The sequence below is a fragment of the Streptomyces sp. NPDC056361 genome (genome assembly GCF_042262805.1).
Lineage (GTDB): Bacteria > Actinomycetota > Actinomycetes > Streptomycetales > Streptomycetaceae > Streptomyces.
In genome coordinates, this window is the sequence record NZ_JBHJQI010000206.1 from 1 (window position 1) to 10,499 (window position 10,499).

At 74.1% G+C, this 10,499-nt stretch carries 9 protein-coding genes; 6 read left to right on the forward strand and 3 right to left on the reverse strand.

The annotated features are described in order from the left end of the window. Positions 1-30 precede the first annotated feature (30 nt). The gene (locus tag ACFCY7_RS37545; RefSeq protein WP_376490570.1) at positions 31-1,470 is read right to left on the reverse strand and encodes a sigma factor-like helix-turn-helix DNA-binding protein; all 1,440 of its coding nucleotides are present in this window, start codon (positions 1,468-1,470) and stop codon (positions 31-33) included. A 119-nt stretch (positions 1,471-1,589) separates the two neighbouring features. On the opposite strand from ACFCY7_RS37545, the gene ACFCY7_RS37550 reads away from it, so the two are divergent. Further along, the gene (locus ACFCY7_RS37550; protein ID WP_376490571.1) at positions 1,590-3,113 is read left to right on the forward strand and encodes a DUF6350 family protein; all 1,524 of its coding nucleotides are present in this window, start codon (positions 1,590-1,592) and stop codon (positions 3,111-3,113) included. 98 nt (positions 3,114-3,211) lie between these two features. Here ACFCY7_RS37550 and ACFCY7_RS37555 read toward each other — a convergent pair whose 3' ends face one another. Then, positions 3,212-4,009, reverse strand: a complete 798-nt coding sequence (locus tag ACFCY7_RS37555) for a hypothetical protein (RefSeq protein WP_376490572.1) — start codon at positions 4,007-4,009, stop codon at positions 3,212-3,214. 252 nt (positions 4,010-4,261) lie between these two features. Between ACFCY7_RS37555 and purN the strand changes: the two genes are divergently transcribed. The 3 genes from purN to ACFCY7_RS37570 all read left to right on the forward strand — a co-directional run bounded on the left by purN (position 4,262) and on the right by ACFCY7_RS37570 (position 8,015). After that, positions 4,262-4,891: a phosphoribosylglycinamide formyltransferase gene (purN, locus tag ACFCY7_RS37560; RefSeq protein ID WP_376490573.1), complete on the forward strand. Its 630-nt coding sequence runs from the start codon at positions 4,262-4,264 to the stop codon at positions 4,889-4,891. Then, on the forward strand, positions 4,866-6,431 hold the full coding sequence (gene purH, locus ACFCY7_RS37565; RefSeq protein WP_376490574.1) for a bifunctional phosphoribosylaminoimidazolecarboxamide formyltransferase/IMP cyclohydrolase: 1,566 nt from the start codon (positions 4,866-4,868) through the stop codon (positions 6,429-6,431). Before purN ends, purH begins: the two co-directional genes overlap by 26 nt. Positions 6,432-6,584: 153 nt before the next feature. Further along, positions 6,585-8,015 carry a DUF2079 domain-containing protein gene (locus tag ACFCY7_RS37570; RefSeq protein ID WP_376490575.1) on the forward strand — a complete coding sequence of 477 codons (1,431 nt, stop codon included), beginning with the start codon at positions 6,585-6,587 and terminating at the stop codon, positions 8,013-8,015. Between the two features lie 72 nt (positions 8,016-8,087). On the opposite strand, the gene ACFCY7_RS37575 is transcribed toward ACFCY7_RS37570, so the two are convergent. After that, a complete protein-coding gene (locus ACFCY7_RS37575; protein WP_376490576.1) occupies positions 8,088-8,678 on the reverse strand; it encodes a hypothetical protein in 591 nt (196 codons plus the stop codon). A 250-nt stretch (positions 8,679-8,928) separates the two neighbouring features. On the opposite strand from ACFCY7_RS37575, the gene ACFCY7_RS37580 reads away from it, so the two are divergent. Then, a complete protein-coding gene (locus ACFCY7_RS37580; protein ID WP_376490577.1) occupies positions 8,929-9,789 on the forward strand; it encodes a bifunctional methylenetetrahydrofolate dehydrogenase/methenyltetrahydrofolate cyclohydrolase in 861 nt (286 codons plus the stop codon). 1 nt (position 9,790) lies between these two features. Continuing rightward, complete coding sequence (locus ACFCY7_RS37585) at positions 9,791-10,333, forward strand: DUF3017 domain-containing protein (protein ID WP_376490578.1); 543 nt, start codon at positions 9,791-9,793, stop codon at positions 10,331-10,333. Positions 10,334-10,499: the final 166 nt, after the last annotated feature.

Consider the following 10,499-nt stretch of genomic DNA (forward strand, 5'->3'; position numbering starts at 1 on the left):
AGGGCGGGGCCCTCTCGCGTACGGCGGCGGCTACTCGGCCGCCGGGACCAGGCGCTCGGGGCCCGGGTGGGGCTCGGAGCGCAGCTTGTCGCGGAGCTTCAGGTCCTCCGGTCGGAGCTTCTCCGGGCCGCCGCGCACCGGCACTCCGTTGACGGTCTCGCCAGGGGCGTTGACCGGGATGTAGCGGGTCGGCGCGGTCGCCGCGGCGAAGCCGGTGACGCCGATGAGGACCGCCGTCACCCCGAGCACGGCCCGCGTCCAGGCGCGGCCGCGCCGCTCGCTCCCCGACCTGAGGGTGCGGGCCGCCGGCAGGGTCGCCGTCGGAGCCTCGGCGACCAGCCCGCTCAGCCGCCGGTGCAGCGCCTCCGGTTCGGCGAGCTCGGGGATCCGCTGCCCGAGGACGGTCCGGGCGTGCAGCAGCCGGTTGGCGGCGGCGGGGGTGCTCGCCTCGGTCTCGGCCGCCGTCTCGGGCAGGTCGAGGCCGAGTCCGTCGTAGAGCAGGACGGTGCGGCGGTAGGGCGGCGGCAGTTCGAGGAGCGCGTCGAGCAGTGCCCGCCGGTTCGCCTCGCTCGGCGGGGCGTCGGGGTGCTTGTGGGCGCGGCGCAGCCGGTGCCAGGGCGAGAGGGCGTACTCGTACGCCGCTGCCCGCACCCAGCCCACCGGGTCGGCGTCGACGGCGACCTCGGGCCAGTGGTCCCAGGCGTGGTGGAAGGCGTGCTCGACGGACTCGCGGGATAGCCGGCGGCGTCCGGTGAGCAGGTACGTCTGGTGGACGAGGCCGGGCGCGGCGTGCGCGTAGAGCGCGTCGAAGGCCTGCTCGGGGGTGAGGCCCGGCACGGCCGGGGCCGCTCCGGCTTCCGCCGCCCAGGCTTCCGCGGGCCCGGCGCGGCCCGCAGCGGCTTCCGCCGCCCAGGTCTCGCCGGCTCCGGCTTCCGCCGCCCCGGTCTCCACCGCCGCCACCGGTTTCAGGCGCTCCTGCGGCCTCGGGTCGGTTCTGCGGGCCGGACCGGGAGCGATGGCCGGCGCGGGGGAGGGGGCTTTCGGCGGCTTGGCGGCCCGCTTCACGGCGGCCTTGGGCCGGACGTTGGCGGACGACGTGCCGGGGGTGATCGGTGGGACGGACGGCGTCGGGGCGGGTGCCGGGGTGCCGGACGGCTCCGACGGGAGCGCGGAGCCCGGGGCGGCACCCGCAGGGGCGGCACCCGGGGTGGTCGGCGCGGCGCCCGGACCCTCGGGCGCGGGGGGCGCGCCGGTCTCGTCGTACGCGCCGAGCAGCTTCGCGTACGCCTCGCGCTTACGGCCCCGGGGCGCGGAGCGCCCGGTCTCCCAGGCCTTGATCGTGGCCTTCGTGACGCCCATGGCCTCGGCGACCTGCTCCTCGCTGAGGGCGAGGGCTTCGCGCAACCTGCGCCGCTCCTTCGGGGGCGGCAGGGTGGCGGAGGGGGCGGAATCCGCGGTGCTCCGGCTCATCGGTGTCGACCTCCCGCAGAGCGTCTCTGGGCGGAAAAGTACATAAACGTATCTTGGGCGACACAACGGAAGTTTGCCTGTTACGTCGCGAAAGCGCGTGTCGTTGGCAGCATGACCCCGTGACCCATGTGACCGAGCACCCCCTGGTCCAGGGCGGCCGTTCCGCCGCGCTCGCCACCGCCTGCGTCCGCGGCGGGGTCGCCGCGGGGCTCGGCCTCGGCGGGCTCGCGGTCCTGGTGATCGCCGCCTGGATCAGCTCCCCGTACCCCGACAGCGGACCCGGCGGGGCCATGCACCTGGCCGCCGGGCTCTGGCTGCTCGCCCACGGCGTGGACCTGGTCCGCACGGACACCCTGTCCGGCCTCCCCGCCCCCCTCGGCGTCGCCCCGCTGCTCCTGGTCGCCCTGCCCGTCTGGCTCGTCCACCGGGCCGCCCGCGACACCCTCGACGCGGGCGAGGGCAGCGGCCGTCCGCGCCCCTCCGCGGGCGGCGCGGTGGGGGCGGTCGCCGGGGGATACCTGCTGGTCGCGGCCGTGATCGTGGTCTACAGCGAGAGCGGCCCGCTGCCCGCCGACCTGATCACGGCCGGGCTCTGGCTGCCCGCCGTCGTGGTGGGAGCGGCGGGGGCCGGGGTCTGGACGGCGCTCGGCCGCCCCCTCCCCGGGCAGCGGCAGGCGGCGGCCGCCCTGCGCGCGGCCGGGCTCGGACTCGTCAGCCTGCTCGGCGGCGGCGCGGTGGCCGCGGCGGTCTCGCTGGCCTGGCACGCGGGCGAGGCCCAGGCCGTGTTCACGGGCCTCTCGGGGGAGTGGTCCGGTCGGGTGACGGTCCTGCTGCTCGTCCTGGCGCTGCTGCCGAACGCGGCCGTCTGGGGGGCCGCGTACGGGCTCGGTCCCGGCTTCACCCTCGGCACGGGCGCGCTCGCGACCCCGCTCGGCCTCACCGGCGACCCGGCCGTGCCGCCCTTCCCGCTGCTCGCCGCGCTGCCGGCAGACGGGCGCGGCACCTGGGTCCACTGGCTGACCGCCGCGGTCCCGCTGGCCGCCGCCGTGGTCCAGGGCCACCGCGTGGGCCGCGCGGCACGGACCTGGTCGGCCCGGGAGGCCGCCCTGACGGCCCTCGGCGCGGCCTGGGGGTGCGGGGCGGCCGTCGCCGTCCTCGCGGCCGCCGCGGGCGGCCCGATCGGCAGCGGCCGCCTTTCGGCGTTCGGCCCCGTCTGGTGGCAGGCGGGCGCCGCGACGGTCCTCTGGAGCGTCTGCCTCGGGGTCCCGACGGCGCTGGCGGTACGGGCCTGGGGCCGCCGTGTCCCGCGCCCGAAGCCCGCGCCGGCGCCGGTGGCCGCACCCGCGGCTCCGGTACCCGCCTCCTCCTCCGGCCCCACGCCGTTCCCGCCGCCGGCCGCGACTCCCGGCCGGACGCCCTCCGGTGACCGGCCGGCCGGCGCCGAAGCCGTACCCGCCGCTGACGACCTCGCCGACCTCGACGACTCCGGCTACGAGCCGTACGACTACCTCCCGGCCGCCTGGGAACCCGCGCCGCCGTCGCCGCTCCCGGCCCCGTCGCAGCGCTCGGCCCCGGCCCCGTCGCCGCTCCCGGCCCCGGAAGGGCCGGCGGACCGGCCCCCGACGGAGCAGGACGCCGACTAGCCCTGGCTGCCGACCGGCCCCGGACTGCCGACTGGCTTCGAACTGCCCCGACCGGCCTCGGACTGCCGGCCGGCCTCGGACTGTCGACCGGCCCCGGACTACTCCCGGACGCCGAAGCCCGCGCGCAGCGGCTTGGGCAGGAGGTCGTTGCAGGCGAGCTGGCCCGCGTGGGTGAGGGCGTCGTCGCGGCACTCGTAGAAGTCGCTGTAGACGAGCTGCATGGTGAAGCCGACCGCGACGATCATGAGGGCGACGCTCGCCGCGACGAGACCGCTGATCGCGGCCGTCCGCATCGAGCGCACCGGGGTGGCGGAGGCGCCCAGCCCGGACGGGCGGACCGACGCGGGGCCCTGGCCCGGGACCGTGCCCTCGGGTCGGCCCTGACCCTGACCCTGGTCCTGTGCCTGCGGCTGTCCCGAGGGCTGGGACGCGGGCTGTGATGTCGGCGACAGGTCGGCGGCGGGGGGCTTCGGCTTGGCGCGGAGCGAACTGATCGCCCAGTAGAGGCCGAGGGCGCCGAGCAGCAGCGCCAGCTCCGGGATCTCGAAGATGGCGAAGAAGAAGGCCCACATGCCCGCGAGGATCGCGTACCGCGCCCGCCGCTGCGCCGGGTCCGTCGGGTCCCAGCGGAGCCCCTGGCCCCGCCCGGGTCCGCCCTGGCCGGGACCGCCCTCCGGCCCGCCCTGGCCGCCGCCCTGCCGCTCGGGTCCCCGGCCGAAGCCGTCCGTCGAGGGGCCCGGTTGGCGCGGGCTCCAGCGGCCGTCGGACGCTTCCGGGGTCCCGGACGCGTCGTCGTCCGAGCCCTCCGGCCGCCGCGGCCGCCACGGCTGGTCCGGCCGGCCCTCGGGCGGCGGTGCGAACGGGTTGTCGTCGTTCGTGGACTGGCGTTCCGGCATCTGCTGAACGTCTTCCCTCTGTCGTCGCGACCACGGCCGCACCCGTGGTCTCCACTGCTGTCTCGTCCGCCGCTGTGCGCTGATCGTCAGGCGTCGGACCCTGACGCTACCGCCCTGCTCCGCCCCCGTCCCGTGGGGGCCGTCCCGTGTGCCGGTATCGTTGCTGACGGTCGAGCCATTCGTAGGGTTCCCCGTATCGAGCGGCACGATTCGTTCGTACGACCGTACAAACACCACGGAAAGAGTGACCCAGTGGCTGCCGCCCGCCTCGTCGTCCTGGTCTCCGGGTCCGGTACCAATCTGCAGGCCCTCCTCGACGCCATCGCCGCCGACCCCGAGGGGTACGGGGCCGAGGTCGTCGCCGTCGGCGCCGACCGCGACGGCATCGCCGGCCTGGAGCGTGCCGAGCGCGCCGGGCTGCCCACCTACGTCTGCCGCGTCAAGGACCACGCCACCCGCGAGGAGTGGGACCGCGCCCTGACCGAGGCCACCGCCGCGTACGAGCCGGACCTCGTCGTCTCGGCCGGCTTCATGAAGATCGTCGGCAAGGAGTTCCTCGCCCGCTTCGACGGCCGCGTGGTCAACACCCACCCGGCCCTGCTGCCCAGTTTTCCCGGTGCCCACGGGGTGCGCGACGCCCTCGCCTACGGCGCGAAGGTCACCGGATGCACCGTCCACTTCGTCGACGACGGTGTCGACACCGGCCCGATCATCGCCCAGGGCGTGGTCGAGGTGCGGGACGAGGACGATGAAGACGCTCTCCACGAGCGCATCAAGGAAGTCGAGCGCTCGCTGCTCGTCGACGTCGTGGGGCGTCTCGCCCGGCACGGCTACCGCATTGAGGGACGAAAGGTTCATGTCGGTGAACACGGACACCGTTAAGCCCATCCGCCGCGCGCTGGTCAGCGTCTACGACAAGACGGGGCTCGAAGAGCTGGCCCGCGGTCTGCACGAGGCCGGTGTCGAGCTCGTCTCCACGGGCTCCACGGCCGGGAAGATCGCCGCCGCAGGTGTGCCGGTCACCAAGGTCGAGGAGCTGACCGGCTTCCCCGAGTGCCTGGACGGCCGCGTCAAGACCCTCCACCCGCGCGTGCACGCCGGCATCCTCGCCGACCTGCGCCTGGAGTCGCACCGCGAGCAGCTCGCCGAGCTCGGCGTGGAGCCCTTCGACCTGGTCGTCGTGAACCTCTACCCGTTCCGCGAGACGGTCGCCTCCGGCGCCACCCCGGACGAGTGCGTCGAGCAGATCGACATCGGCGGCCCGTCCATGGTCCGCGCCGCGGCGAAGAACCACCCGTCCGTGGCCATCGTCACCAGCCCCGAGCGGTACGCCGACGTCCTCGCGGCCGTGCAGTCCGGCGGCTTCGACCTGACCGCCCGCAAGCGGCTCGCCGGCGAGGCCTTCCAGCACACCGCCGCGTACGACGTGGCCGTCGCCTCCTGGTTCGCCGACGACTACGCGGCCGCCGACGACTCCGGCTTCCCCGACTTCCTGGGCGCCACCTACGCGCGCAACAACGTCCTGCGCTACGGCGAGAACCCGCACCAGGGCGCCGCGCTCTACGTCGACGGGACGGGCGGCCTCGCCGAGGCCGAGCAGCTCCACGGCAAGGAGATGTCGTACAACAACTACACGGACACCGACGCCGCGCGCCGGGCCGCGTACGACCACGCCGAGCCCTGCGTCGCGATCATCAAGCACGCCAACCCGTGCGGCATCGCGATCGGCGCCGACGTCGCCGAGGCCCACCGCAAGGCGCACGCCTGCGACCCGCTGTCCGCGTTCGGCGGCGTCATCGCCGTCAACCGCCCCGTGACGGTCGAGCTGGCCGAGCAGGTCGCGGAGATCTTCACCGAGGTCATCGTCGCCCCGGCGTACGAGGACGGCGCGGTCGAGGTCCTCGCCAAGAAGAAGAACATCCGCGTCCTGCGCGCCGAGGGCGCCCCGGCCAACCCGGTCGAGGTCAAGCCGATCGACGGCGGCGCGCTGCTCCAGGTCACCGACCGCCTCCAGGCCGACGGCGACGACCCGGCGAACTGGACCCTGGCGACCGGCGAGGCCCTGTCCGCCGAGGAGCTCGCCGAGCTGTCCTTCGCCTGGAAGGCCTGCCGCGCGGTCAAGTCCAACGCGATCCTGCTCTCCAAGGACGGCGCCTCGGTCGGCGTCGGCATGGGCCAGGTCAACCGCGTCGACTCCGCGAAGCTGGCCGTCGAGCGCGCGGGCGAGGAGCGGGCGCGCGGCTCCTACGCCGCCTCCGACGCCTTCTTCCCCTTCCCCGACGGCCTGGAGATCCTCACCGCCGCCGGTGTGAAGGCGGTCGTGCAGCCGGGCGGCTCGATGCGCGACGAGCTCGTCGTGGAGGCCGCGAAGAAGGCGGGCGTGACGATGTACTTCACCGGCACGCGCCACTTCTTCCACTGAGTGCGATCCCACAGGGGCCCCTCCTCCGGGAGGGGCCCCTGTGGGCTTCACCGGAGCAGCCCGTGTGCCTCCCGCGGGCGGATCCGCCGAACGGGTGGACTCTGGTCTAATGGGTTGCTCTTTTGTCGGCCGCCGGTAGTGGGGGACGTGGTGTTGGACGTACTGAACAGGCCCGCTGCGGATCCCACCGAGGCAGAGCCGTCCGACGGGCTCTCCCCGGCGCCGCTGCGCCCGTACCTGATCCTCGCGGGCGTCCTGTGCGGCCTGTACTTCCTGTACTCCTGGGTGCAGTACACGCACTTCCGGACGCCCTCCTGGGACCTGGGGATCTTCGGGCAGTCGGTCCGGGCGTACGCCGAGTTCCGCGCCCCGGTCGTCGACATCAAGGGCCCCGGCTTCCACATACTCGGGGACCACTTCAGCCCGGTCACCGCGCTCCTGGCGCCGCTGTACTGGATCTGGCCCTCGCCGGTCTCCCTGCTGTTCGGGCAGGCCGCGCTGTTCGCGGCGTCGGCCGTCGTGGTCGGCCGGACCACCCAGCAGATCCTGGGGAGCCGCGCCGCCGGCATCGGGCTGACCGTCGCGTACGGGCTGTCGTGGGGCCTCCAGGAGGCGGTCAAGTCCGACTTCCACGAGATCGCGTTCGCGGTCCCGCTGCTCGCCCTGACCTGCCGGGCCCTGCTCCTGGGCCGCTGGACCGCGGCCGTCGCCTGGTCGGTCCCGCTCGTCCTGGTCAAGGAGGACATGGGGCTCACCGTCTCCATGGTCGGCGCGGTGCTCTTCCTGAAGGGGCAGAAGCGGCTGGGCGCCGCCCTGGCCGGTTTCGGCGCGGCGGCCTTCGCGCTCACGGTCCTCGTCCTGATCCCGGCGGCGAGCCGGCTCGGCCAGTACGACTACTGGTCGAAGATCGAGAAGACCGGCCAGGGCACCGAGACCTCGTTCGGGCAGGTCATCGGCGACGCGCTCGCCTCGGGCGAGCGCTGGGAGATGGTCTTCTACCTGCTTGCCGTCACGGGCTTCCTCGCCCTGCGCTCCCCGCTGATCCTGCTGGTCCTGCCCACCCTCGGCTGGCGGTTCCTCTCCCAGGACGCCAACCACTGGGGCATGCACTGGCACTACAGCGCCATCCTCATGCCGATCGTCTTCCTGGCCCTCGTGGACGCCGCCCGCTCCGTGCGCACCTCGCCGCGGGCCTGGCTCGCCTCGTACGGCAAGGTGGTCGTCCCCGTCGCGACGGCGGTTGCGCTCGTCCTGGCCGCGAACCTGCCGCTGCGGGAGCTGCTGAAGTCGGAGACGTACCGCACGGACACCCGGGCCGAGCAGGCGCGGGCGGCGGTCGACGCGGTCCCGGAGGGGGCCAGCGTGGAGGCCGACGTCTCGCTCCTCGCCCACCTCACGGCGGACCACCGGGTCTACTGGGTGGGCTCGTCGAAGGGCGCCACCCCGGACTACCTGGCCTTCGACCTGCGCGGCTGGTCGAACCAGGTGTCGGACCCGGCGCAGCTGGCTTCGCAACTGCATCCGGAGGCGCGGTACGAGATCACGTACCGCTCGGACGGGTTCGCGGTCCTGAAGCGGGTGTGACCCGAGGGGAACGGCGGAGGGGCCGGGTTCCGCACCACTCGGTGCGGAACCCGGCCCCTCACCGGTTCAGGCTCAGTACTGCTGCTTGTTCCGGTTGAACCAGGCGGCGCCGTCCGACTTCGCCGTGAAGACGATGACCAGGATGGCGAGGGCCAGGCTGATGATGCCGAGCGGCAGCGAGAAGAGGCTGAACAGCGCGCCGATGGCGCCGTAGACGATCGAGCCGATGCGGACGCCGTTGCCGCCGGAGCGGAACTTGGCGGCCAGCACCATGCCGACGGCGGCGAAGACGAGCGAGATGACGCCCGCGACGATCAGGAGGCCCTGACCGAAGTCGGCGAAGGCCTCGGCGTCGGCCGACGAGGCGCCCGACTTCTCCAGCTCGCTGTCGACGGCGAAGGACAGGCCGATGATCGCGATGCCGCCGATCAGGTTGAAGGCGCCCATGATCCACAGCATCACGCGCGCGGCCTTCACGCCGCCGGGCATCTCGGTCGGGCCGGCCGGGTAGCCGCCGTACGGGGAGACCGGCGGAGCGGCCGGGTAGCCGTAGCCGCCCTGCTGCGGCGGGACGCCCTGGGGGGTCTGCTGCGGGTAGCCGTAGCCGGGCTGCTGGCCCTGGCCCTGCTGGCCGTAAGGGTTGTTCGGGTCGCCGAAGCTCATCGCGGGTTTCCTCCGTGAATTTTTCTGTGCGGGGACGACGCGGCCCGCGCGGAGGACTTTCACGGCATTTGAGCGGATTTCCCCCCGGCACTTTCCGCGGTACTGCGCGGATCATCGTTGTCGCACCGTCGACTTTTTGTCCAGTCGATACGTAGTGGAGTTGTGCAAGTGCAACCTGTCGCTCCGGATGACGGAGCCCTCGGCGGGAGCGAATTGGAACAAGGCGGGGGTCATCCGGGAGGATGTCTCCATGAGCGCCCAGATTCTCGATGGCAAGGCCACCGCAGCCGCGATCAAGTCCGATCTGACCGTCCGTGTGGCGGCCCTCAAGGAGAAGGGCATCACGCCCGGCCTCGGCACCGTCCTGGTCGGCGACGACCCGGCCAGCCACAAGTACGTGGCCGGCAAGCACCGCGACTGCGCGCAGGTCGGGCTCGCCTCGATCCAGCGCACGCTGCCCGCCACCGCCACCCAGGAGGAGATCGAGGCGGTCGTACGGGAGCTCAACGAGGACCCGGCCTGCACCGGTTACATCGTCCAGCTCCCGCTGCCCAAGGGCATCGACGAGAACCGCATCCTGGAGCTGATGGACCCGGCCAAGGACGCGGACGGCCTGCACCCGACCAACCTCGGCCGGCTCGTGCTCAACGAGCCCGCCCCGCTGCCCTGCACGCCGAACGGCATCGTCACCCTGCTCCGCGCCCACGGCGTGGAGATCAACGGTGCCGAGGTCGTCGTCGTCGGCCGCGGCGTCACCATCGGGCGCCCGATGCCGCTCATCCTGACCCGTCGCTCCGAGAACGCGACCGTGACCCAGTGCCACACCGGCACCCGGGACCTCTCGGCGCACCTGCGCAACGCCGACATCATCGTCGCGGCGGCCGGCGTCCCCCACCTCATCAAGGCGGAGGACGTGAAGCCGGGTGCCGCCGTCCTCGACGTCGGCGTCTCGCGCAACGGCGAGGGCAAGATCCTCGGCGACGTGGACCCGGACGTCGCCGAGGTGGCCGCCTGGATCTCCCCGAACCCGGGCGGCGTGGGCCCGATGACCCGCGCGCAGCTCCTCGTCAACGTCGTCGAGGCCGCCGAGCGCGCGGCCGCGGCGCTCTGACGTGACCTCCGGGACCCCGGGGACACCCGGCAACCCGGCCGGGGCGGACGCGGCGACGGACGACGCGGCCGCCTCCGGGACCCCGGATCCGGCGGAGGGCGCGGCCGCCGCGGAGGGCGGGGCCGAGCCCGGCACCCGGCCCGCTCCGTGGAAGCGGCCGGCGCCGTCCCTCACCACCGACACCGCGCGGCCCGAGGGCGGTGGCCGGGCGGCGCCCGGCGACGCCCCGGCGCCCGCGCGGCAGTGGCCGCTGCTCACCGTCCTCGGCCTCGCCGGGCTCGGCCTGGTCGTGGTGGGCACGGACCTGTTCCTGCAGGCCTTCCGGGTGGGGGTGATGCTGGTCGGGGCGGCGCTCCTGCTGGGCGCCGTGCTGCGCCAGGTGCTGCCGTCGGTCGGCATGCTGGCCGTCCGGTCCCGCTTCACGGATCTGATCACGTACGGGGTGATGGGCGGCCTGATCGTGTTCCTGGCGCTGATGGTGCAGCCGGAGCCCTGGCTGCGGATCCCGTTCCTGGAGGACGTACTCCATCTGACGGTCACGTAGTCCTGACGGTCGCTCGGACCTGACGGCCACGTAGGCCTTGCGGTCGCTCGGACCTGACGGCCACGTGGGCCTCGCGGTCGCGCGGTCCTGACGGTCGCGCGGTCCGGCGGTGCTCGCGACGGCGCCCGCCCTCTCCCCCGTGGGCGGGCTCTTAGACACAAAACCG

Excerpts from the sequence above, each read along its gene's own strand:
- purH (WP_376490574.1), top strand. The coding sequence starts at position 4,866 with ATGTCGGTGAACACGGACACCGTTAAGCCCATCCGCCGCGCGCTGGTC.
- ACFCY7_RS37575 (WP_376490576.1), bottom strand. The coding sequence starts at position 8,678 with ATGAGCTTCGGCGACCCGAACAACCCTTACGGCCAGCAGGGCCAGGGC.
- ACFCY7_RS37580 (WP_376490577.1), top strand. The coding sequence starts at position 8,929 with ATGAGCGCCCAGATTCTCGATGGCAAGGCCACCGCAGCCGCGATCAAG.
- ACFCY7_RS37545 (WP_376490570.1), bottom strand. The coding sequence starts at position 1,470 with ATGAGCCGGAGCACCGCGGATTCCGCCCCCTCCGCCACCCTGCCGCCC.
- ACFCY7_RS37555 (WP_376490572.1), bottom strand. The coding sequence starts at position 4,009 with ATGCCGGAACGCCAGTCCACGAACGACGACAACCCGTTCGCACCGCCG.